At 67.3% G+C, this 21,361-nt stretch carries 20 protein-coding genes; 6 read left to right on the forward strand and 14 right to left on the reverse strand.

Translation table 11 applies throughout. The features are described 5' to 3' along the window. Nucleotides 1-14 precede the first annotated feature (14 nt). Complete coding sequence (locus tag ASE64_RS02660) at nt 15-2,513, reverse strand: bifunctional lysylphosphatidylglycerol flippase/synthetase MprF (protein WP_055775532.1); 2,499 nt, start codon at nt 2,511-2,513, stop codon at nt 15-17. 43 nt (nt 2,514-2,556) lie between these two features. Here ASE64_RS02660 and ASE64_RS02665 point away from each other — a divergent pair, with 43 nt between their 5' ends. After that, on the forward strand, nt 2,557-2,799 hold the full coding sequence (locus ASE64_RS02665; protein ID WP_235480472.1) for an acyl-CoA carboxylase subunit epsilon: 243 nt from the start codon (nt 2,557-2,559) through the stop codon (nt 2,797-2,799). A gap of 316 nt (nt 2,800-3,115) precedes the next feature. Here the strand turns inward: ASE64_RS02665 and ASE64_RS02670 are convergent, their stop codons facing one another. The 4 genes from ASE64_RS02670 to ASE64_RS02685 all read right to left on the reverse strand — a co-directional run bounded on the left by ASE64_RS02670 (nt 3,116) and on the right by ASE64_RS02685 (nt 7,501). Beyond that, entirely contained in the window at nt 3,116-4,135 is a 1,020-nt protein-coding gene (locus ASE64_RS02670; RefSeq protein WP_055775537.1) for a hypothetical protein, read from the reverse strand. Further along, nucleotides 4,132-5,448 carry an ATP-binding protein gene (locus tag ASE64_RS02675; RefSeq protein WP_082465846.1) on the reverse strand — a complete coding sequence of 439 codons (1,317 nt, stop codon included), beginning with the start codon at nt 5,446-5,448 and terminating at the stop codon, nt 4,132-4,134. The genes ASE64_RS02670 and ASE64_RS02675 overlap by 4 nt, the downstream gene beginning before the upstream one ends. A 4-nt stretch (nt 5,449-5,452) precedes the next feature. Continuing rightward, nucleotides 5,453-6,151, reverse strand: coding sequence for a response regulator transcription factor (locus tag ASE64_RS02680; RefSeq protein WP_055775544.1), 699 nt, complete (start codon nt 6,149-6,151; stop codon nt 5,453-5,455). A gap of 63 nt (nt 6,152-6,214) precedes the next feature. Continuing rightward, nucleotides 6,215-7,501: a class I SAM-dependent RNA methyltransferase gene (locus ASE64_RS02685; protein ID WP_055775546.1), complete on the reverse strand. Its 1,287-nt coding sequence runs from the start codon at nt 7,499-7,501 to the stop codon at nt 6,215-6,217. A gap of 36 nt (nt 7,502-7,537) precedes the next feature. On the opposite strand from ASE64_RS02685, the gene ASE64_RS02690 reads away from it, so the two are divergent. Together ASE64_RS02690 and ASE64_RS02695 are read left to right on the forward strand one after the other, a co-directional pair. Next, the gene (locus ASE64_RS02690) at nt 7,538-8,182 is read left to right on the forward strand and encodes a Maf family protein (RefSeq protein WP_082465942.1); all 645 of its coding nucleotides are present in this window, start codon (nt 7,538-7,540) and stop codon (nt 8,180-8,182) included. A gap of 82 nt (nt 8,183-8,264) precedes the next feature. Continuing rightward, on the forward strand, nt 8,265-10,037 hold the full coding sequence (locus tag ASE64_RS02695; protein WP_055775550.1) for an acetyl/propionyl/methylcrotonyl-CoA carboxylase subunit alpha: 1,773 nt from the start codon (nt 8,265-8,267) through the stop codon (nt 10,035-10,037). Between the two features lie 104 nt (nt 10,038-10,141). Here the strand turns inward: ASE64_RS02695 and ASE64_RS02700 are convergent, their stop codons facing one another. After that, nucleotides 10,142-11,578: an NAD(P)H-quinone dehydrogenase gene (locus tag ASE64_RS02700; RefSeq protein ID WP_055777326.1), complete on the reverse strand. Its 1,437-nt coding sequence runs from the start codon at nt 11,576-11,578 to the stop codon at nt 10,142-10,144. A 98-nt stretch (nt 11,579-11,676) separates the two neighbouring features. Between ASE64_RS02700 and ASE64_RS02705 the strand changes: the two genes are divergently transcribed. Both ASE64_RS02705 and ASE64_RS02710 read left to right on the forward strand, forming a co-directional pair. Next, nucleotides 11,677-12,510 (forward strand): purine-nucleoside phosphorylase, encoded by an 834-nt coding sequence (locus ASE64_RS02705; RefSeq protein ID WP_055775552.1) that lies wholly within the window; start codon nt 11,677-11,679, stop codon nt 12,508-12,510. Continuing rightward, entirely contained in the window at nt 12,507-14,207 is a 1,701-nt protein-coding gene (locus tag ASE64_RS02710) for a phospho-sugar mutase (protein ID WP_055775555.1), read from the forward strand. The genes ASE64_RS02705 and ASE64_RS02710 overlap by 4 nt, the downstream gene beginning before the upstream one ends. 4 nt (nt 14,208-14,211) lie before the next feature. Here ASE64_RS02710 and ASE64_RS02715 read toward each other — a convergent pair whose 3' ends face one another. From ASE64_RS02715 to ASE64_RS02735, 5 genes are read right to left on the reverse strand one after another with little or no spacing between them, the layout of a single operon-like run. Beyond that, nucleotides 14,212-14,484 (reverse strand): PTS sugar transporter subunit IIB, encoded by a 273-nt coding sequence (locus ASE64_RS02715; RefSeq protein WP_055775559.1) that lies wholly within the window; start codon nt 14,482-14,484, stop codon nt 14,212-14,214. A gap of 24 nt (nt 14,485-14,508) precedes the next feature. Continuing rightward, nucleotides 14,509-14,964, reverse strand: a complete 456-nt coding sequence (locus tag ASE64_RS02720; protein ID WP_055775561.1) for a PTS sugar transporter subunit IIA — start codon at nt 14,962-14,964, stop codon at nt 14,509-14,511. Between the two features lie 4 nt (nt 14,965-14,968). Further along, nucleotides 14,969-16,090, reverse strand: coding sequence for an adenosine deaminase (locus ASE64_RS02725; protein WP_055775564.1), 1,122 nt, complete (start codon nt 16,088-16,090; stop codon nt 14,969-14,971). 9 nt (nt 16,091-16,099) lie between these two features. Continuing rightward, nucleotides 16,100-16,855 carry an IclR family transcriptional regulator gene (locus ASE64_RS02730; protein WP_055775569.1) on the reverse strand — a complete coding sequence of 252 codons (756 nt, stop codon included), beginning with the start codon at nt 16,853-16,855 and terminating at the stop codon, nt 16,100-16,102. A gap of 2 nt (nt 16,856-16,857) precedes the next feature. Beyond that, entirely contained in the window at nt 16,858-18,033 is a 1,176-nt protein-coding gene (locus tag ASE64_RS02735; protein WP_082465847.1) for an adenosylhomocysteinase, read from the reverse strand. A gap of 69 nt (nt 18,034-18,102) precedes the next feature. Between ASE64_RS02735 and uriH the strand changes: the two genes are divergently transcribed. After that, entirely contained in the window at nt 18,103-19,050 is a 948-nt protein-coding gene (gene uriH, locus ASE64_RS02740; RefSeq protein WP_055777331.1) for a uridine-preferring nucleoside hydrolase UriH, read from the forward strand. Nucleotides 19,051-19,085: 35 nt separating this feature from the next. Here uriH and ASE64_RS02745 read toward each other — a convergent pair whose 3' ends face one another. From ASE64_RS02745 to ASE64_RS02755, 3 genes are all read right to left on the reverse strand, one after another. Next, nucleotides 19,086-19,544 (reverse strand): hypothetical protein, encoded by a 459-nt coding sequence (locus ASE64_RS02745; RefSeq protein WP_156351615.1) that lies wholly within the window; start codon nt 19,542-19,544, stop codon nt 19,086-19,088. Beyond that, nucleotides 19,541-20,017 (reverse strand): LpqN/LpqT family lipoprotein, encoded by a 477-nt coding sequence (locus tag ASE64_RS02750; RefSeq protein ID WP_055775577.1) that lies wholly within the window; start codon nt 20,015-20,017, stop codon nt 19,541-19,543. The genes ASE64_RS02745 and ASE64_RS02750 overlap by 4 nt, the downstream gene beginning before the upstream one ends. Nucleotides 20,018-20,084: 67 nt before the next feature. Continuing rightward, nucleotides 20,085-21,251, reverse strand: a complete 1,167-nt coding sequence (locus tag ASE64_RS02755) for a WXG100 family type VII secretion target (protein WP_055775578.1) — start codon at nt 21,249-21,251, stop codon at nt 20,085-20,087. Nucleotides 21,252-21,361 lie beyond the last annotated feature (110 nt).

Here is a 21,361-nt window from a genome sequence, read left to right on the forward strand (position 1 = left end):
AGGATGCGTGGGCGCTACTTCTTCGCGGCCAGCGTGCGCACTAGCGAGACGGCCTCCTTGGCCGACACGGTAGGCAGGTAGGCCTTGCCCACTGCTGCCCCGATCGCCGGCAGCTCCAGTGGATCGGCGTAGGCCATGTAGATCGTCTCGTACGTCGGATTGAACTTCGCTTTGAAGCGGAAGAGCGTGGAGAAGCCATACGCGGGCTCGAGCGTCTTGGCGAGGAACTCGAGGAGCCCCGTCAGCACGGTCGGAGCCGGCGGCTCCTCTCCTGCGGCCAGAGGCTTGGACGCCAGCGGCGCCCCCGACAGGCTCAGCACCTCGATGCCGTCTTTCTGCATGGCCAGCGCGGCGGATGCGATGAGAAACTCCATCGTTCCATTCATGCTCCCATCCGCCCGACGCATGAAGTCGATCGTGTACCCCACCGGCACCCCGTCGCGGTATATGGGCAACCAGCTCGTGACGGCCTGGATCATGCCCTCCGGATCGAGCGCGAGCATCAGCTTCACGTCGGAGTCCTTGATCTCCTCCAGGGCGCCGAGCGTGAATCCCATCTCGGGCAGCTCCTTCTCAGAGACCCAGGCCTCGGAGATCGCATTGATCTGGTTCGCCTGCGAGAGCGTGAGCTCGTCGTAGCTCAGCCACTGGGTGGTGACCCCCTCCTTGATGCCCCGGTTCAGTGCCTGCCGCACCTTCTGCCAGGGCTTGCCCGCCATGTCGAGGGTCACCGGATGCATCAGCGTCTCCTCGCCGACGGACATGTACTGCCACCCGAGGTCATCGAACGAACGCAGGTATTGCGGGTGCACGCTGTAGAACACCGGAGTCCAGCTGTTGGCGTCGCAGAAGTCGGCGAACTCGCGGATCGTCTGCGTCGCGCGATCGTCTCTGCACACCGGATCGCTCATGGTGATCGCGATGTCGTTGATCACCCGGTACGCCACGGCCGCCTCGCCATCGGCGCTGAACCAGTAGACGTTGCCGGGCCAGGTGCCCATCCACCCCATGGTGCCGCCGCCGCCGCGCTTGAGCAGCGCCCTGAACCGCTGAGGATCGCCCACCCGCACGGTCTGATCCGTGGCCGCGAACACCCTCAGGATGCCTGCCACCATGATCGCCCAGAACAGCGGACCCACCCAGTGGAAGACAGCCCGGGTGAGCTCGTCGCGTGGAACCATCACGTGTCCGGTGGTTCCGAGGAAGTTGACCGGGATGAAGCGCCGAAACACGTCGGCCGTCAGCTGCGACAGCGTCGCATCCGGCACATAGCTGCCGAGCGTCAGCCAGCCGACGATCAGGTACAGAACTGAGAGCGCCACGAGAGAGACGAGAGAAACGAGCGTGAACCGGATGAGCGCTTCGCGCGGCGCCCTGATACCGAAGTGAGCACGGCGAGCCACGAGCACCGCGGAGATCACGATGGGCACGACCACCGCGCTTCCGAGCCAGACCACGTAGTCGACGACATCGAGCGACGGCCCTCCCGCACCCTCGGTCTGCAGCGTCTGCATCACATCGAGCGAGAACCACGCCAGCAGCGCGAAGGCGATATTCACCAGCACCGCGAGCCACAGGGCGAATCGTCGACCCTTGCGAAGACCCCACGCGGCGACGAGCAGTAACACCAGCGGAATGAAGGTGAGCAGCAGGGGTCCGGGGCCGGCGAGGCTCAGCAGGGCCAGCTGGTGCACGCAACTGGCGCTCGTCGCTCCGGCGCATTCCGCCGTCGTGGAGGCCGCGTCGGGAAAGGTGCGGAACAGCTCGCTGGCGGCCGCGAAGGGCCCGAACCCGTCGGGGTTGATGAGCGCGATGACGGGGCCGACCGCCGTGACCGCCACGATCGTGGCGAGCAGCACCCGCACCTCGGCGTGGGAGCTGCGCTGCGGCGCGACGGGTTCTCCGCGGCGCGCCAGCAGCCGACCGAGAACGAGCCCCAGCACGGCCGCCGACAGCCTGTACGAGTTCGACGAGTCTCCGTCATAGAGAACGAACATTAACAGAATCGAGAAAGTCACGATGCGAACCCGTCGCCGCCACAGCGCCGACAGAAACGCGGATGCCGTGAGCAGGCTCCCGACGATGGGCGTCAGGGGGTCGAGGGTCAGGTCGAGCGACGTGCCGGCCGCCCACCACTCACCGGCGAGGCTGCCGATCCACTGGAAGAAGACTCCCACGACGAGTCCGAGGACACCCGTGACCAGGAACGACGCGATCACTCGTCGCGCACCCATGGCGCGCTCGGCCGTGCCGAGAAGCACGAGAGAGAGAAGCACGCCGGCTACGAGCTGAGCAGGATCGCCCGGAATGACGAGTGCGGTCACGAACGTCCACCACTGACCGTTCGACGCGGTCGCGACGCCCGCGCCCCAGGTCTCTTCGGCCGGATCGGAGTACACGAAGTCGCCGATGGTGCCGGTCACGATCGACGTGATGATGAGCAGCGCGGCGAACCCGACGCTCAAGGGAACGGTTCGCAGATACTGCGCGATGAATCCAAGCGTCGACGACATCCGCCCCTCCCCCAGGTCGTGCTCCTAATGTAGCCTCGACTTCGTGACTGCACCGACACCGCGCCATGCCGCCGAACCCGAGCCGATCGAGTTCACCATCACCACGCCGAACCTCGAGCCCGAAGAGATCGCGGCGGTCACGGCGGTGCTCCAGGCAGCCATCGCGAACGCGTCCGACTCCTCGCCCGACGCGGTCGTACCGGTGGTGAGCGGCTGGGAGAAGTCGCGCCGCGATCTGCGCACGCCCATCCACCCCGGTGCCGGAGAATGGCGCCGCGCGAAGTAGCGGCAGCCCTGCTAGAGCCGCGTCAGACCCGCGGCTCGGCGGCTTTCGAAAACATGTCCTCATTTATGCCGACTGGTGCCACTTGCACGCGGCGGGCCATGATGACTTTGCTAGGTGTTCTCCTTCGGGATGAACATCGCCAGTCCACTGCCATCTAGGGTAAGCGGGCAGTGAACTGGGGGCGAGTCAGAGCACTATTCGGGTTAGTGCTCTGACTCGGATTCGTAACTGTGGGGCCGATGGATTACCGTCGGCCCCACTTTTACGTTCGCGCTCATGCAGTCACGGCCGACAGAAGCTCACGACCACTAGAAGGTCACGGCCGCCGGATCTCGTGCCACAGGGTCACTTCGTCATCGCCGTCGTCGTCTCCGAGCGCCGCGGCGGTGCCGTCTTCACCGGTCTCCCGCAGGCCCACGACCGATACCGCCGTGTCCGAGCTCTCCGTGCCGGTTCTGATGATCAATCGATCGGCATCGATTCCGCCCACCACGTCGACCAGTTCGGCCAGGGCCGCGAGCCTGTCCGACTCGGGTAGCGCGTCGAGTCCTCCGTCGTCGAGCATCGTGACGTGCACGCCCCGGCGCCGTGCCGCCATCACCTCGGCGCGCACGTCGTCGGTGAGCAGCAGTCGGCCTCGGATCTCGTCTCGGATCGCGGCCTCGAGGTGCAGGCACTCTCGACGCTCCTCTGGCCCGAGATCGCCACCGGATGCGACGATGCGGCGCAGCATCGGAGCCGCCAGCTTGTCCATCTGCTCGAGACGGTGCCGCCGTTCGTAGAGGAGCGCCTCCTGGTTGGCCTGCCATTCGGCCGCCTTGATGCCGGCGCGGGCATACTGGGCGGCATCCTGCTCGGCGCGCACGAGCGCGATCGAGAGGGCATGCGCGATCGCCACCCACATGGCACCACCGAAGACCCCCGTCACGATCAGGGCCAGGGGATCGGCCCAGACCACGATCGCGGCCACCGTGACGCCGACGCCGATCCAGGCGAAGACAGGCTGGCCGCGCACCGTGGTGATCACGAGCAGTGTGAAGACTCCGGCCACGAACCACGTTGCGTACCCATTCGCCGCCCGCGGATCGAGCTGGGAGAGAACGAGAATCGAGAGAACGGGGCCGACCGCCACGGTGAGGGCGGCGTTCCAGCCCGGCATGCGTTTCGCCGTGGGAGCCCACAAGCTCACCGCCGTGACGGCGGCGTAGATCACCATGGCGACGACGACCGGCGCGGGGTCGCGCGGCACCGAGATCGACGAGAGAGCGAGAACGAGGTGGTAGGCCGAGAACAGTGCGGCGAGGCCGATGACGATGAATCGAGGCGACGAGATCATGAGGCCTGCTCGCCCAGGTCGAACGCACGTCGAACGTGCTCGGCCGTGGTCTCCGCATTGGGATCGGGCCAGAAGATCACGATCGAGGCCCCGCCGCCGGGAACCGACTGAATCTGAACGGCTCCCCCCACCGTCGAGACACGTTCGCGGATGCTCACGCGCAGCCCCAGTCGCTCCTGCGGAACCTGGGCGGGATCGAAGCCCACGCCCGTGTCCGAGACCTGCACCGTGAAGCCCTCGCCCTTGTCGGCGTGAACTGAGAGCGTGCGCTCGATAGTGACCTTGTCGGCCGTGGGATCGTCGGCGTGCTGGAGGCTGTTGACCATGGCCTGCACCGCGGCGGAGAATACCGCCTCCGCCACATCGCCGGGCACGACGCGCTGCGGAATCGATCCGTGGGCGTAGTCGAACCCGGGCGAGAGAACACGGGCGGCGTTGGCGAGGCGTTCGGCCAGTTCTCCGAGCGTGGTCTCGAATCCGGGCTTGCCCGGCTCTCCCGACGAGTGGAGGGCCCGGAGCGCGTCTCGCGCCATCTCGACCACCAGATCGCGTTCCATCGCGCTGGTGCTCTTCGACGCCGACAGCAGAGTCGTGAGTACGCGGTCGTGCACCAGGGCGTCGACGTGCAGGCGCTCCGCCTCCATCGCATCCTGCTTCACGGCGACGGAGTAGCGCAGCATCGCCGCCTGCTGGGCCTGGTCTACCCGGTCGGCTGCGTTGCGCAGAGTCGTGAGCACAATGAGGATGAAGGCGCCGAGGATGAACACGTAGAGCGCGTCCAAGGCCGCCAGCCCCGCGTCCGCTCCTCCGCCGGAGGGCAGGGCGCGCAGGATCGCGTACATGATCGGCACGAGCACGACGTACAGGCCCGCGAGCCAGACATTGAACGAGATGGCTGCGTAGGCCGTGGCCACCGTCACGACGTACCAGATCCACGGCTCCGTGGGCGCCGTCTCGTTGGGGTGCACGACCGCCGCGGGCCAGAGAACGAGGGATAAGACGAACACGGTCGCCGTCACACCGGCCGCGACCGCGACACCGCGCGCGATGATGCTGGTGATCAGCACGGAGAGCATGCCGGTGAACAGAACCACGGGCAGCGCGATCGCCCAGGCCGGCGAGAGGTAGTCGCCCGAGGCGAGCAGGTTGGGCAGGGCCTGCAGTGCGAAGACGATGCCGAAGATTCCCGCGATGCGACCCATCACCGTTTCGATTCGCGCCCTCGAGATCGAGCCGCGCGTGCGATTCAGGATGCCGGGCGGCGCCGATGACCCTCGGGTCTCGTCGTTCGCGGGTCGGGCTGGTGCAGACATCCGCCTACCTGCCGTTTGTTTTTTCGCCCAGAGCCAGGATGCCGTCTTCGACGGCCCGCTTCAGGAGATCGACCTTGGTGGGAGCAGGACGCCCCACCTGCACGTACTTGGCTCGCACCCTGTCGAGGTACTCCCGTGCGGTCGGGGTGGCGATGCCGAGCTCGGCGGCGACGAGTTTGAGGGGCAGGCCGGCCGCATACAGGTGCAGAACGTCGCGCTCACGAGCCGTGAGGCGAGCCCGAGAGAACTCTGCGTCTGCGTCGATGGCGCTCGCCCACTCGAGATTGTTCAGCACTCCCCCGGCGGCCACCGTGGCGATCGCGGCGATCACGGTGCTGGTGGACGCAGACTTGGGGATGACCCCTGCCGCGCCCGCCGCGAGCGCCTCTCGAACGCTCGCGGTTCGGTCTGCGATGCTATGCACCAGCACGGACGCCCCCGTCCGCAGAGCGGCCTCGACATTGTGCGTGACGCTGAGCCCGTCTCCGATGCTGAGGTCGAGCACGACGACATCAGACGGCCGTGTGCCGAGGGCGCGAAGGAGGTCGGGAACGGTCAATCCGACGGCGACGACCTCGTATCCCGCCTCGAGGCAGGCGGCCCGGAGCCCGAGGAGGACCGACTCGTGATCGTCGACGATCGCAACGCGCACCGTCGCCTCGGAGAGGCGATCCGCCGAAGCGCTCGTGTCTGCGGGAATCATGCTGGCCTCCCCCCTCCAGGTCTCTCCGATCGTAACGGACAGCGTGCGTCGAACGTTGGAGCGTCAGTCTTTGGTGAGAACGGCCACGGATTCGACGTGATGGGTGTGGGGAAAGAGGTCGAAGGCGCGCATCGAGCGCACACGGTAGCCGCCGCGTTCGAACTGTCCGGCGTCACGGGCGAACGCGACCGGATCGCATGCCACGTAGACGACCTGGGCGACATCGAGCGCCATCAGGGAGTTGACGACCTGCTTGCCCGCCCCCGCGCGCGGCGGATCGAGGATCACGGTGGCGCGAGACAACCGCTCGCGCTCCGCGGCCTGGGCGTTCTTCTCGAGCTGGCGCAGATAGCGATCGACCCTGTTCGTCTCGGCGTTCGCCCCGATCCACTCGCTGAGGTTCTCGGCGGCGTAGTCGGTCGCCAGCTCGTTGCCTTCGACGCTGGTGATGCGCAGCCCCGCTCCGACCTTCTCCCCGAGCGCGGCGGCGAGGAGCCCGACGCCGCCGTAGAGGTCGAGGTTGAACGCGCTCGGATCGAGGCGGTCGTCGAGGACCTCGCTGCGGATCGCCCGCGAGAGAGTCGAGGCGGCCCCGCGGTGCACCTGCCAGAACCCCTGCTCGTCGAGCAGGAACTCCCGCCCGTCGACCACCTCGGTGATACTCCGTCCACGACGCGCGGCAGTGCGCGAGCCGCGGGCCTTCTCCGGCGTCTCGGTCGACGTCACGAAGCGAGGCGCACCCTGCGACGGCGCGACCAGGTCGATGTAGCCGTCGGCAGGAAAGTCCGAGCCGTCGACTCGATCGCCGAGCGGAGCCTCGCGCTCGAGCGCGGGCGTCGCCAGCGGAAGGTCGTCGACGGCGATGACCCGATGCGAACGGGCGGCGAAAGGGCCGACGCGGCCATCGGCATCCACATGCAGCCGCACTCGCGTTCGCCAACCGAGCCCACCGCGTTCGTCGTCACCGTCGACGGCCTCGACCTCGATGTCGCGCTCGAGACCGGCGAAGCGCTTCAGCGAGTCGACGATGACCTGACGCTTCAGCTCGCGCTGCCACGGCAGGTCGATGTGACCGAACTCCGCGCCACCGGCCCTGTCGTCGGGGTCGCGGTCGATCGACGCGGCCTGCCACACGTGGGGCACCCGATGCGGCGACGCCTCGAGCACGCGAACGGTGTCGGCCCTCCAGAACGATGCATGCTCGTCGTCGGTGATGCGTGCGAGCACCCGTTCACCGGGCAGAGAATCCGTGACGAACACCACGCGGCCATCGAGTCGTGCGACCGATATTCCGCCGTGGGCTACGTTGGTAATCTCCAGCTCGACCTGTGTTCCCTGCGCGTCAGCCATGGTTCGAGCATCCCATACGAAAGGGCGGTGCTCTCCGTGCGCCTCTATCTCGCATCCACCTCGCCGGCTCGCCTCTCCCTGCTGAGGCAGGTCGGCATCGAACCCGTCGTCGTGCCATCGAACGTCGACGAAGAGGCCGCGGTGCGGCTCGCGACCGACTCCAACGGCGAACTGGATGCCTCGGCGATGGTCACGCTGCTGGCCAGACTGAAGGCCGAGGCCATTCTCGGCCAGCAGCCGGATGGCGAGACGATCGACGGCGTGATTCTCGGCGGCGATTCGGCCTTCGAGCTCGACGGCATCATCTACGGCAAGCCTCATGAGCCCCAGATCGCCCGCGAGCGGTGGCTCGAGCAGCGCGGCAAGACGGGCACGCTGCACTCGGGGCACTGGATCATCGAGGTGAAGAACGGCGAGCCCGCCAGGGCGCTCGGGGCCACGGCTCACGCGTCGGTGGAGTTCGCCGCCGACATAAGCGAGCAGGAGATCGACGCGTATGTGGCGAGCGGCGAACCTCTGCAGGTGGCCGGAGCGTTCACGGTCGACGGCCTCGCGGCGCCGTTCATCCGGTCGGTCACCGGGGCCCCGTCCACGGTGATCGGCATGTCGCTGCCGACGCTGCGCACGATGCTGGCCGAGCTCGATGTCGACATGATGTCGCTTCGGAACATCGACCGATAAGAGGTTCCCACAGGGTCTACACGGCATTTTTGTTCGTGTCTGCCAAAGGAGGGCAACCTCGGCCCAATAGGCTGGGTGGATTATGCCGCGCATCACCAAGGTACTCATAGCCAACAGAGGCGAGATCGCAGTCCGGGTCATCCGGGCCGCCAAAGACTCCGGAATCGGATCGGTGGCCGTCTACGCCGACCAGGACCGAGACGCTCTGCACGCCCAGCTCGCCGACGAGGCGTACGCGCTCGAGGGCACGACGAGTGCCGAGACCTATCTCGTCATTCCGAAGATCCTCTCGATCGCGCGGCGAAGCGGCGCAGACGCCGTACACCCCGGCTACGGGTTCCTCGCCGAGAACGCCGCGTTCGCGCAAGCGGTGATCGATGCCGGGCTCGTCTGGATCGGGCCCTCGCCCGCAGCCATCGAGAAGCTCGGCGACAAGGTCTCCGCTCGGCACGTGGCAGAGAAGGTCGGCGCTCCCCTCGCCCCCGGCACGCTCGACCCCGTCAGCGGCGCCGACGAGGTGCTCGAGTTCGTGGCACAGCACGGCCTCCCCGTCGCCATCAAGGCAGCTTTCGGCGGCGGTGGCCGCGGCCTCAAGATCGCCTACACCGAAGACGAGATCGTCGAGCAGTTCGAGTCGGCCACCCGCGAGGCGATCGCCGCCTTCGGTCGCGGCGAGTGCTTCGTCGAGAAGTATCTCGACAAGCCCCGCCACGTCGAGACCCAGTGCCTCGCCGACGCGCACGGCAACGTCGTCGTCGTCTCGACCCGCGACTGCTCGCTGCAGCGTCGCCATCAGAAGCTCGTCGAGGAGGCCCCGGCCCCGTTCCTCACCGACGCCCAGAATGCCGAGCTGTATCGCGCATCCAAAGCCATTCTCAAAGAGGTCGGCTACGTGGGCGCCGGAACCTGTGAGTTCCTCGTCGCCGCCGACGGAACGGTGTCGTTCCTCGAGGTGAACACCCGTCTGCAGGTCGAGCACCCCGTCTCAGAAGAGGTCACGGGAATCGACCTGGTGCGCGAGCAGTTCCGCCTCGCCGAGGGCGGCGTCCTCGACTACGACGACCCGGTGCCCCACGGCCACTCCTTCGAGTTCCGCATCAACGGCGAAGACGCCGGCCGCGGATTCCTTCCGAGCCCGGGCCCCATTCACACGTTCAACGCCCCCGGCGGCCCCGGCGTGCGCATCGACGCGGGCATCAGAGCCGGCGACGTGATCTCGGGCTCGTTCGACTCGCTTCTGGCCAAGCTCATCGTCACGGGCAGTTCACGCGAGGACGCTCTCGAGCGCTCGCGTCGCGCACTCGACGAGTTCGAGGTGCTCGGCCTGCCCACCGTGCTGCCGTTCCACCGGTCGATCGTGCGCGACCCGGCCTTCGCCCCCGCAGACGGCCAGCCGTTCTCCATCTTCACCCGGTGGATCGAGACCGAGTACGTCAACGACATCGAGGCGTGGTCGGGTGAGCTCGACGACTCCGCTCCCGCGGCCGAACGAACGACCGTGGTGCTCGAGGTCGACGGAAAGCGCGTCACCGTCGCGATGCCCGCCACCTTCGGCGGCGGTTCCTCGGCCGCGCGCTCGGCGACGTCGGGCTCCGCGCCGAAGCGCCGTGGTTCCTCGGCAGGGTTCTCGTCAGCGACGGGCAACTCGGTCAAGGCGCCGATGCAGGCCACGATCGTGAAGATCGCGGTCGCCGAGGGTGACGCGGTCGTCAAGGGCGATCTCGTGCTCGTGCTCGAGGCCATGAAGATGGAGCAGCCCATCGCTGCCCACAAAGACGGCACGATCGCGAACATCGCAGCCGCGGTCGGTGCCACGGTGTCATCGGGCACCGTGCTGCTCGACATCGCCGACTAGGTAGTCTCGCTCCCTGAGCTTGTCGAAGGGGCAGCCGCTGACGGTTCCCTTCGACAAGCTCAGGGAACGGAATCCGCCTGCCTTCGTCGCGGGGCTACTCGATGCTAGAGGACGATGTGCATCGCTCGGGCAGCGTCTGAGATGCTGCCCGAGAGCGAGGGGTACACGCTGAACGCGCGCGATACCGCGTCGACCGTGAGGCGGTGCTCAACGGCGAGCGCGATGGGGAAGATGAGCTCGGACGCGTTGGGAGCCACGACGACACCGCCGATGACCGTGCCGGAGCCCGTGCGTGCGAAGAGCTTCACGAAGCCCTCCTTGATGCCCATCATCTTGGCGCGAGGATTCTCCGACAGGGGGAGCTTGTAGATGTCGCCCTGAGCGATGCCCTCTTCGATCTGGCGCTGGGTCCAGCCGACGGTGGCGATCTGGGGCTGCGTGAAGATGTTCGACGACACGTTGCGAAGCTCGGTCGGATTGACCGCGTCGCCCATGGCGTGGAACACGGCCGTGCGGCCCTGCATCGACGCGACGGATGCGAGGGGCAGGAAGGTCGTGCAGTCGCCGGCCGCGTAGATCGATGGCATCGACGTGCGGGCGACCCGGTTGACGCGGATGTGCCCCGACTCCGTGAGCTGCACGCCGGCCTCGGCCAGTCCGATGCCCTCGGTGTTCGGGATCGAGCCGACGGCCATGAGGCAGTGGCTGCCCTCGACGGTGCGACCATCCGACAGAGTCGCGACGACACCCTTGTCGGTGCGCACGACGGAGTCTGCTCGAGACTTCGAGAGCACGGTCATGCCGTTGCGCTTGAAGACATTCTCGATCACCGCGGCGGCGTCGGCGTCTTCGCCGGGAAGAACCTGGTCGCGGCTCGAGATGAGCGTGACCTTCGAGCCGAGCGCGGTGTAGGCCGACGCGAACTCGGCTCCGGTCACACCTGACCCGACCACGATGAGGTGCTCGGGAACCGTCTTCAGCGTGTAGAGCTGGGTCCAGGTGAAGATGCGTTCCCCGTCGGGCACCGCCGACGAGAGGATGCGGGGGCTCGCGCCGACCGAGACGACGATGGTGTCGGCCTCGATCTCGTCGAAGTCTGTGCCCTCCTCGCCCTTCGAGGTCGAGACGATCACGGAGTTGGGGCCATCGAGACGGCCCTCGCCGGTGACGACGCGCACGCCCGAGCGGATGAGACTGGACTTCATGTCTTCGGACTGCTGCCGCGCGAGGCCCAGGAGGCGCTTGTTCACCGCGGCCAGGTTCACGGCGATCTCCGGGCGCACGGGTTTTCCGGTTCCGCCGCGCGTGAAGAACTGCACGCCGAGATCGGCGGCCTCGCCGATGGCGTTCGTGGCCTCGGCCGTGGCGATGAGCGTCTTCGACGGAACGACGTCGGTCAGAACGGCGGAACCGCCCACGCCGACCCGTTCGATCAGAGTGACGTCGGCGCCCAGCTGAGCTCCCGCAATAGCGGCGTCGTAGCCGCCCGGACCGCCGCCGAGGACGGCGATTCTCTGCTTGCGCTCGAACTCATAGACCATGACGGCCATTCTCCCGTGTCGCGCGGGCCACCGCCAAACCCGCCGCCCCGCGCATCGGCCATCCGCCGGTGAACACCGCGTTAATCTAAGGTGGTTCAATGCTCACCACGACAGCCAATCCTCTCGATTCCTCCGATGCCGATCCCTTCGAGATCGCCCGCGAAGCGGCGGCTCAGATCGCCGAGAAGACGGGCATCGCCCGTCACGACATCGCCCTGACCCTCGGCAGCGGATGGGGCAAGGCCGCCGACCTCCTCGGCGAGACCATCGCCACGGTGGATGCGACGGAGATCGTGGGATTCTCGGCCTCGGCCGTTCCCGGCCACGGCGGCACGCTGCGCTCGATCGCGCTGCCGAACGGAAAGCACGCCCTCGTGATCGGTGCACGCACCCACTATTACGAGAACCACGGCGTGAGGCGCGTCGTGCACAGCGTGCGCACCGCGGCGGCCACGGGCGCCACGACCATGATCCTCACGAACGGGGCCGGCGGCATCCGTGAGACCTGGACCCCGGGAACACCCGTTCTCATCAGCGACCACATCAACCTCACGGCCGACTCGCCGCTCGAGGGCGCCACGTTCATCGACCTCACCGACCTGTACTCGAGCCGCCTGCGCGACATCGCCCGCACCGTCGACGCCGATCTCGACGAAGGCGTCTACGTGCAGTTCCGTGGGCCGCACTACGAGACCCCCGCCGAGGTGCAGATGGCGAAGGCGATCGGCGGACACATCGTGGGCATGTCGACCGCGCTCGAGGCCATCGCGGCTCGCCAGTCCGGCATGGAGATCCTCGGAATGTCGCTCATCACCAACCTGGCCGCGGGAATCCAGAAGACCCCGCTGAGCCACGAAGAGGTCATCGAGGCCGGTCGAAACGCCGAGGGCCGGATCGGGTCGCTCCTCGCTCGGATCGTGGGTGAACTGTGAGCGATTCCGAGCTGCTCGAGGCGGCTCGCGCGTGGATCGCGCAGGACCCCGACGCCGAGACGCGCGCCGAGCTGTCGGCGCTGATCGACGGTGCCGCCGCGGGTGACCCTTCGTCTCTCGACGATCTGCGCGACCGCTTCGAATCTCGCCTCGCCTTCGGCACGGCCGGGCTGCGAGGCGAGATCGCCGCGGGCCCCAACCGCATGAACCGCGTGCTGGTGTCGCAGGCCGCGGCAGGCCTCGCCGCCTATCTGCTCGAACGCGCCTCCGAGGGTGACAGTACGAGCGTCGTCATCGGCTATGACGGGCGCAAGAACTCGGCCGTCTTCGCGACCGACACGGCCGAGATCATGGCGGGTGCCGGCATCCGGGCCATTCTGTTGCCGCGTCTGCTGCCGACCCCGCTCGTGGCGTTCGCCGTGCGGCATCTCGACGTGAGCGCCGGCGTCATGGTGACGGCCTCGCACAACCCGCCGAACGACAACGGCTACAAGGTCTACCTGGGCGGTGCCGATCAGGGCTCGCAGATCGTGTCGCCCGCCGACGCCGAGATCGCCGAGCAGATCCTCCGGGTCGCGGCAGAAGAGAACGTTCTCGAGTTGCCGCGCTCGGACGCGTACGAGATCGCACCCGAATCGGTCGTCGATGCCTACGTGGCACAGACCGCCGCACTCGCCGCGAGGCCGACCGTTCAGCCGAAGGTCGTGTACACGGCGATGCACGGAGTGGGCTGGCAGACGTTCCGATCGGTGCTCGAGGCCGCCGGATTCGACGAGCCCACGGTCGTGCGCCAGCAGATCGACCCCGACTCCGCCTTCCCGACCGTCTCGTTCCCCAATCCCGAGGAGCCGGGTGCGCTCGACCTCGCTTTCCAGACCGCCCGCGAGGTCGACGCCGACCTGGTGATCGCGAACGACCCCGACGCCGACAGGCTGGCCATCGCCATCCGTGATTCGTCGTCACCGGCCACGTTCCGCGCGCTCACCGGCAACGAGGTGGGCGCGCTGCTCGGCTGGCGTGCCGCCGAGCTTCTGGATGCCGCGGCGCACGACGAGCAGACGGCCTCGGGCACCTTGGCCTGCTCGATCGTGTCGTCGCCCGCGTTGCGCGCGGTCGCCGCCGCATACGGACTCGAGTTCGCCGAGACGCTCACCGGATTCAAGTGGGTCTCCCGCACTCCCGAACTCGCGTTCGGCTTCGAAGAGGCGCTCGGCTATCTCGTCAACCCGTCGACCGTTCGCGACAAAGACGGGATCTCGGCCGCTCTGGCGCTACTCGACCTGGCCAGCGGACTCGCGGCTCGCGGTCTCACCCTCGACGACCAGCTCGACGCGTTCAGCATGCGCTTCGGCCACTTCGCGTCGGGTCAGGTGTCGGTGCGAGTCACCGATCTGTCGCAGATCACCCGGGTGATGGCGAGGCTCCGGGCCGAACCTCCCGCCGAGATCGGCGGCATCCGCGTCTCGAGCATCGACGACCTGCTCGGCACCGACGGGGCCCTCCCCACGTCAGACGTTCTGCGCATCCACCTCGACGACGGCTCGCGCGTGATGGTGCGCCCCAGCGGTACGGAGCCGAAGCTCAAGGTCTACCTCGACACGCAATCGAGCGATGGAACCCTCGAGGAACGTCGAGCCACGGCCGTCGCCGCGCTCGAACAACTCGAAGAGGGCGTACGCACGCTCATCGCCGAGTAACGGGTCAGCCGAGGGCGATCTCGAGCTTGCGGGTGATCTCGTCGAGATCGAAGTAGTTCTCGATCACGACGATGTCGGCGTAGGTCTTGCCGATGAACTTCACGAGCTCGGGCGACGCCAGAATCACCTGCGCGTCTTCTGCGGCGACGGTGAGACCGGCGATGTCGGTGGCCTCGATATCGGCCTCGATGCCCAGTCGGATGAGGGCACGTTCGGCATTGACTTTGAGGATGGCCGAGGTGCCGATGCCTGCTCCGCAGAAGGCGATGATCTTCATAGGGTCAACGATAGTGGGCGGGGATCACGGCTCGGGTTGAGCGCGAGCCAGCACGGCCCTGATCTCGGCGACCGTCGTCGCCTGCGCGATGGCACGGGTGGCCGACGGATCGTTGAACACATTCGCCAGCTCTGCCAGCACCGTCATGTGCCCCTCATTGCTCGTCACCGCGAGCGCCAGCACGACCTCGACCGGGTCGTTGTGCGGATGCCCGAACACGACCGGCTCGTCGAGCGTCACCACCGCGAGTCCATCGCGCACGACATCGGGCCCCGGCCGCGCGTGCGCGAGCGCGAGTCCGGGGGCGATCACGATGTAGGCGCCGAATTCCTCGACGACCTGCACCATGCGCTCGGCGTAGGCATCCGTCGTGACCGCGCCGAGAACGAGCGCCTCGCCCGCGAGACGCACGGCCTCACGCCAATCGCGCGCGTGCGCTCGCAAGACGAAGACGTCGTCGGGCAGTTCTCGCAAGCGCATATGGCTACGCGCTCTGGAAGCCCGCGATGATCGTGTCTGCCAGATCCTGGCGCTCGTCGAGCGGCAGGAAGGAGGCATTCGCGGCGTTCAGCTGGAAGACCTCGAAGTCTTCGAGGTCGTAGCCGAACGCGTCGGAGAGCAGCGAGAGCTCGCGGCTGAGCGAGGTGTTGCTCATCAGTCGGTTGTCGGTGTTGACCGTGACCGTGAAACCGAGCTGGTAGAGCAGATCGAACGGGTGATCGTGCAACTCGTCACCCCAGGCCGCGATCGCGCCGGTCTGCAGATTCGACGACGGCGAGAGCTCGAGTGCGATCTCGCGGTCTTTGACCCACTGCGCAAGGCTGCCGATGCTGACGAAGGTGTTCTCGTCGTCGCTCGACTCGATGCTGATGTCTTCGGCGAGCCGCACGCCGTGACCCAGCCGAAGAGCCCGTCCATCGAAGAGGGCGCCGCGGATGCTGTCGAGCCCGTCGGCCTCGCCCGCGTGCACCGTGACGGGAAAGAAGTTCTGAGCGAGGTAGTCGAATGCCGCGCGCTGGTTGCCCGCGGGGAAGCCCAGCTCGGCGCCGGCGATATCGAACCCCACGACGCCCCGCTCGCGGTGACGGACGGCGAGCTCGGCGATCTCGAGGCCACGATCGGCGTGACGCATCGCGGTGACCAACTGACCCACGCGCAGTGTCTTGCCGTCGTTCCGCGCGTCGTCGATTCCCTGCTCGATGCCCTGCTGCACCGCCTCGACCGTCTGGTCGAGGGTGAGGCCCTTGGCGACATGCTGCTCAGGGGCCCAGCGCACCTCGCCGTAGACGACACCGTCGGCGGCGAGATCCTGCACGAACTCGCGCGCCACACGGGTGAGACCCTCGGTCGTCTGCATCACTCCCACGGTGATGTCGAACGTGGCGAGGTAGTCGACGAGCGAACCCGAGTCGGCCGAGTCTTCGAACCATTCGCCCAGCGAGGCCGCATCCGAGGCGGGCACCTCGAAGCCGATCGAGTCGGCCAACTCGAGGATCGTGGCGGGGCGGAGGCCGCCGTCGAGGTGATCGTGGAGGGAGACTTTGGGGAGAGCGTTGATGCTCGTTCGGCCGTTGGCGAGCGTGTACTGCTCTCGTGAATCGTTCATGGCATCAGCCTACGGCGTCGATGCGGGGAAGAGGCTGCCGGAGATCTGCGACGCCGCGTGCCGCGCGAGCGGCAGGACCTCTTCGGCGCTGAGCACGCTCGCCCGCGTCGCGACATAGGGAACAGTCAACGCGGCGACGGCCGATCCGTCGGCCCTCAGCACGGGGAAGACGATGTCGATCACACCGGCGTGAAGCTCGTCGCCGCGCTCGACGTACCCCGCGTCATGGACCGCCCGCAGGGCCGGCCCGTGCGCATCCGGATCGCTCGAGCGGAACGCCCGCAGAATCTCACCCGTAGCCGATTCGTCGAGCGGGAACAGCGCGCCGACCCGCACGCGGAACCCGAAGTCGCCGGGGCTCTCGACCTGAGCGACGACGCGCGACAGCCCCGCATCTTCGACGCTGAGACTGCACGACTGCTCGGCCGCGTCGGCCAGAGCGCGCATCGGCCCGGCGGATGCCTGCAGCAGGCCGCGCAGAGGATCGTGACGGTGGGCCAGATCGAACAGCCGCAGCGACAGGATGTAGAGCCCCGACTGAGCGTCGCGGTGCACGTAGCCGCGCCGCTCGAGGGTGCTGAGTACGCGAAAGATCTGGCTGACGCTCCGGCCCACGCCCGACGCGATCTGGGCCTGACTCAACCCCCCGCTCGTTGCGGCCAGAAGCTCGAGGATGTCGAGCCCTTTGTCGAGCGCGGGGGCCGCGTACTCGGTGTCGGCCGACGCTCCCTTCGCCGAGGTCGACGATGTGCCGAGGCCAGTCATGGCTAGAGGCTCGCACCCATGGCGGCGACCATGCGTCGGGCGATCTCGCGCTCGAGGTCGTCGGGAACGGGCTGGGCTCCCGCGACCAAGGTGCTCGCACCCGTCGCCACGCGCTCGAGCGAGAGCACCTGCAACAAAAAGCCGAGGTCCATGGAGTCGAGGGAGTTGCCCTTCGGCGCCGTGCCCGCGAGATTGAACATGCGGCCGCCCGCGATGAGGATCACGTGGCGCCCGTTCGGCAGATCGATGCGTTCGATCGTGTCGTCGATGGCGCGGGTCGCGGTGGCGGCGGAGCGCAGCGATGCCGTGTCGATCTCCCACGGGAAGTGTCCGCAGTTGGCGAGGATCGCGCCGTCGTTCATATGCTCGATAGCCGACATGGTGAGCACGTTCGCGCGGCCCGTGGCGGTGATGAACACCTCGCCCCACTCGGCGAGTCCGTCGGCGGTATCGACCCGGAATCCGTCGAGGGCTGCCTCGAACGCTTTCAATTCGTCGACCTCGGCGACCGCCACCTTGCCGCCGAGCGCGCGCAGGTACTGCGCGACGCCGCGGCCGCACCACCCGTAGCCGACCACGACGAATCGGCGACCAGGAATCATGAGGTTCGTGATGCGCATGAAGCTCTCGACGACCGACTGCCCGACGGCGTGTTTGTTCTCGCCCAACTGCTTGAGCAGGCTGTCGTTGATCACGATCACCGGAAACGGCACCTGACCCAGGAGCTCGGCTCGAAGCCTGTCGCCGCCCGAGGTCGTCTCCTCGGTGCCGCCGATCAGAGTCGCCCCCGCACCTCGAGCCACGATGCCGGCGGCCAGATCAGCCCCGTTGTCGAGCAGGATGTCGGGGGTCGAGTCGAGCACGGCGGCGACATTGGCGTGGTGCTGCTCGAGTGTGTCGTCGCGGCGACCGAAGAGGGTCATGCCCTGACCTTGCAGATAGGCCACCACATCATCCTGCGTGGATCCGTGGTTTCCCGTGCCGACGATCTCTGCTCCGCCGGCTGCGAGGGTTTCGAGCAGTACGGCGGTCTTGGGCTCGATGTGCAGCGACATGCCGATGCGGTGACCCTCGAAGGGCCTCGTCGCAGCGAACTGCTCACGCACGGCCGCGAGGAGTCTCATGCGAGACCTGATCCACTCGACGCGGGCGGCTGCGGAATCGATGAGTGCTGTCATGGTCTCAGTGTTGCATATATGAATGTCAGTTTCATATATGATGTTGGCACCGACTTCAAGGAGCCTGCCATGCCCCGAAAGATCATCCTCGACTGCGACCCCGGTCACGACGATGCCATCGCGATCCTGCTCGCGCACGGTAATCCGCAGATCGAGTTGCTGGCCGTGACGACGGTGGTGGGCAATCAGACGCTCGAGAAGGTCACGAGGAACGCCCTCGCCGTGGCCGAGATCGCCGGCATCGTCGGGGTTCCGTTCGCCGCCGGATGCCCCCGGCCGCTGGTGCGCACCATCGAGGTGGCCGCCGATATCCATGGAGAGTCGGGCATGGACGGCCCCGAACTTCCCGAGTCGAGCCGTGAGCTCGACGGTCGCCACGCCGTCGACCTGATCATCGACACGATCATGGCGAGCGAGCCCGGTGAGATCACGCTGGTACCCACGGGCGGGCTCACGAACATCGCGCTGGCGGCGCGCAAAGAGCCGCGCATCGTCTCGCGAGTACGCGAGGTCGTTCTGATGGGCGGCGGCTTCCACGTCGGAAACTGGTCGGCCACCGCGGAATTCAACATCATCATCGACCCCGAGGCCGCTCACATCGTCTTCAACGAGTCGTGGCCGTTGACCATGGTGGGCCTCGACCTGACGCACCAGGCGCTCGCCACTCCCGAGGTTCGGGCGCGAATCGAAGCGATCGGCACCGCACCCTCGCGCTTCGTGGGCGAGTTGCTCGACTTCTTCGCGAGTACATATCTCGAGGCGCAGGGCTTCACCCATCCGCCCGTTCACGACCCGTGCGCGGTGGCCTACGTGATCGACCCGAGCGTGATGACCGTGCGCAAGACCCCGCTCGACGTGGAACTCACGGGCACGCTGACGCTCGGCATGACCGTGGCCGACTTCCGCTCACCCCCACCCGCGGACTGCACGACTCAGGTCGCGGTCGACCTCGACACCGAGAAGTTCTGGACCCTCATCGAGGACGCCCTGCACCGCATCGGAGAGCCCGCGCGCTGACCGTTCGACCCGTCGACGAGAAGAGGCCTCGACGATCAGATCGTGACGCCCCTGTTCCTCCAACCCGCGCGACCGAGAACGTCGAGGAGCGGTGCCGAGACCTGCTCGCGGGTGTGGATGTCCTCGGTAGAGGCATCCTGCGTCGGACGAGAGAGCCTCCTCACAAGGCCGACGATGATGGTGAACAGGTTGATCGAGACACCGCGGTTGTAGCCGCGGTACGCGCGGAAGCGACCGTTGTCGATACCGGCGTCTTGCTCGAACCACCGGAAGCTCGCGTCGCCCGCGGACAGTTTCACTGTGTAACGGAAGTTCGCGGACGCACCGCGAGACGCGTCGAGACGAGTCGCCCACGCTGGATCGTCGAACTTCCAGCGGGCCGTGACGACGTCGTCATCGATCGTGTAGACGATCGGTCGTTGCGGGTCATTGAGTGCCAGCACCGCGTAGCGCACCTCATCGATGGGCCAAGGCGCGGAGGGCGTCGAGCTCATACCGATGCCGTGAGGCTCTGCTGCACGGCCTGAACCTCCGACCACATGGTCTTCGCTTGAGTGGCTGTGGCGCTGCCCGTCACCGTGACCAGGTCGGACACGCCTCCGTTCGCGACGACGACCACACGCACGGCCTGAACGAGAGTGCCGACCCGAGGGTCGGTGAAACTGAACTCGATACGGAATCCTGGGAAGCCAGCGATGTCGAGAGTCTCTGAGCCCAGGACGACGGCGTCGGGTATCTCGTTCACGCTCTGCTGCACCGCTTCCACCGCTGACTCGACGCGGTAGTCGGCCCCGAATCGAGACGTCGTCACGACGACATTCGGAGTGAACTCGTTGGATGAACCCGGCTTGAATGCCGCCAGCACGGTGCCAGAAGTCGGATTGCCGACCCATCCTTCGGGGAGGTCGAGCGACAGAGCCACCGGCGCGGGAAACTGCGGGCCGGGGTAGGAGATGCGACTCGTCATAGGAGCGGGCCTTTCTACGTGGATGGAAGGTCGGGTTCAGCAGATGAAGCGGGGCGAAGCACGAGCATCAGATGTGGATGCCGAAGCCGCCGAGCACGTCCCTCGGGCTGAAGGACACGTCGAGGCCTGCACCCACTCCCAGACCGTAGGCGATACCGAGGTCGATGCTGAAATGGACATCGTCTTTGGTCACCGCGACGTCCGCATTGGCGACGACACCGGCACCCGCGTACCCGGTCACGGAGCCGCCGACATTCGCACCGGCGACCTCCATGCCCGCCTGAGCGGTCGCGGATGCGCCGGCGAGCGCCTGCACTCCGGCGTTGGCACTGATGCCCTCCGGTCCGATGGAACCACCCGAGGCGACGGCCGCCTGCACTCCGACCATTCCGCCCACCGAACCCTCGACCGAAGAGCCGTTCCCGCTGTCGAGCTTGCCGCCTGCGCTTGCCTCACCGCCGAAGAATCCACCGGCACTCGCATTCACGTTCGCCTGGCCGTTCTCGTCGATTCCCGCGTGTGCATCGGCGGTCGTATACCCACCGACGAAAGCGTCGGCCGTGCCGCTCGACGACATGTCGCCGGGGAGGTCGTCATTAGAGCCCTTGACCCCCGCACCCGCGCCCCAGAGCGCCTCGGAGTTGGCGTCGTGCGACACCTCACCGTTGGGCCCGTACGTCGTCCCCGCGCTCGCGTCGGCCTCGCCTCCGCCGAAGCTGTAGCTACCGTCCGGCTGGCCCTCCGTCCACTTGCCCGCGCCGGTGCCGGCACCGAAACCCGGCTTCTTCGGATCTTCGGCGCTGTGCCGCGGCGGGTCGTCTATGTTGCCTGGATTGCCGTCGATGTCGGGCCGAGGAACGTTGTGGGGAATATCGCCGTCGTCGCTCGGCTTGCCATGGCTCGCGCCAGTGCCCGAGGGCTGCGACGATCCGCCTGCCGAGCCCGGAGCGCCGGGCCCGCCCGCACCGTCGGTGCTCGCGGTCGTCTGCTCGGCGGCGTTGCGTTTGAGATCTTCAGCCGCCGCATGCAGGGCACGTACGGTCGACGCGATCCTCTGGCTGTGCTCGCCGTTCCACGACGAGCGGAACTGACTTGCGTCCGGGCCTCTCCAGGCGGCGACGCTGTTCACCACCGAGGTCACGGACGCCGAATTCGAACGAAGTTCGTCGGCGGCCTGGCTGAACCGCTGCGCCAGCGATTTGAGTTGTTCGACATCAGCACCGTATACGGCCATGTGCGTAAGTCTCCCTGTCGTGACGTGGCTGCGATGTCCTATCGGCGGCCGCACTTACGTGCTGCCTCACTCTATGAGGAGAGGTCCGGTCCGACCATGGGGAGAAGTCC

The sequence above is a fragment of the Agreia sp. Leaf210 genome, assembly GCF_001421485.1.
GTDB lineage: Bacteria > Actinomycetota > Actinomycetes > Actinomycetales > Microbacteriaceae > Agreia.

What these genes read in the sequence shown, in the direction of transcription:
- ASE64_RS02660 (WP_055775532.1), bottom strand. Translation starts at nt 2,513, where the DNA reads ATGTCGTCGACGCTTGGATTCATCGCGCAGTATCTGCGAACCGTTCCC.
- ASE64_RS02670 (WP_055775537.1), bottom strand. Translation starts at nt 4,135, where the DNA reads ATGATCTCGTCGCCTCGATTCATCGTCATCGGCCTCGCCGCACTGTTC.
- ASE64_RS02675 (WP_082465846.1), bottom strand. Translation starts at nt 5,448, where the DNA reads ATGTCTGCACCAGCCCGACCCGCGAACGACGAGACCCGAGGGTCATCG.
- ASE64_RS02680 (WP_055775544.1), bottom strand. Translation starts at nt 6,151, where the DNA reads ATGATTCCCGCAGACACGAGCGCTTCGGCGGATCGCCTCTCCGAGGCG.
- ASE64_RS02685 (WP_055775546.1), bottom strand. Translation starts at nt 7,501, where the DNA reads ATGGCTGACGCGCAGGGAACACAGGTCGAGCTGGAGATTACCAACGTA.
- ASE64_RS02695 (WP_055775550.1), top strand. Translation starts at nt 8,265, where the DNA reads ATGCCGCGCATCACCAAGGTACTCATAGCCAACAGAGGCGAGATCGCA.
- ASE64_RS02700 (WP_055777326.1), bottom strand. Translation starts at nt 11,578, where the DNA reads ATGGTCTATGAGTTCGAGCGCAAGCAGAGAATCGCCGTCCTCGGCGGC.
- ASE64_RS02705 (WP_055775552.1), top strand. Translation starts at nt 11,677, where the DNA reads ATGCTCACCACGACAGCCAATCCTCTCGATTCCTCCGATGCCGATCCC.
- ASE64_RS02715 (WP_055775559.1), bottom strand. Translation starts at nt 14,484, where the DNA reads ATGAAGATCATCGCCTTCTGCGGAGCAGGCATCGGCACCTCGGCCATC.
- ASE64_RS02720 (WP_055775561.1), bottom strand. Translation starts at nt 14,964, where the DNA reads ATGCGCTTGCGAGAACTGCCCGACGACGTCTTCGTCTTGCGAGCGCAC.
- ASE64_RS02725 (WP_055775564.1), bottom strand. Translation starts at nt 16,090, where the DNA reads ATGAACGATTCACGAGAGCAGTACACGCTCGCCAACGGCCGAACGAGC.
- ASE64_RS02730 (WP_055775569.1), bottom strand. Translation starts at nt 16,855, where the DNA reads ATGACTGGCCTCGGCACATCGTCGACCTCGGCGAAGGGAGCGTCGGCC.
- ASE64_RS02735 (WP_082465847.1), bottom strand. Translation starts at nt 18,033, where the DNA reads ATGACAGCACTCATCGATTCCGCAGCCGCCCGCGTCGAGTGGATCAGG.
- uriH (WP_055777331.1), top strand. Translation starts at nt 18,103, where the DNA reads ATGCCCCGAAAGATCATCCTCGACTGCGACCCCGGTCACGACGATGCC.
- ASE64_RS02745 (WP_156351615.1), bottom strand. Translation starts at nt 19,544, where the DNA reads ATGAGCTCGACGCCCTCCGCGCCTTGGCCCATCGATGAGGTGCGCTAC.
- ASE64_RS02750 (WP_055775577.1), bottom strand. Translation starts at nt 20,017, where the DNA reads ATGACGAGTCGCATCTCCTACCCCGGCCCGCAGTTTCCCGCGCCGGTG.
- ASE64_RS02755 (WP_055775578.1), bottom strand. Translation starts at nt 21,251, where the DNA reads ATGGCCGTATACGGTGCTGATGTCGAACAACTCAAATCGCTGGCGCAG.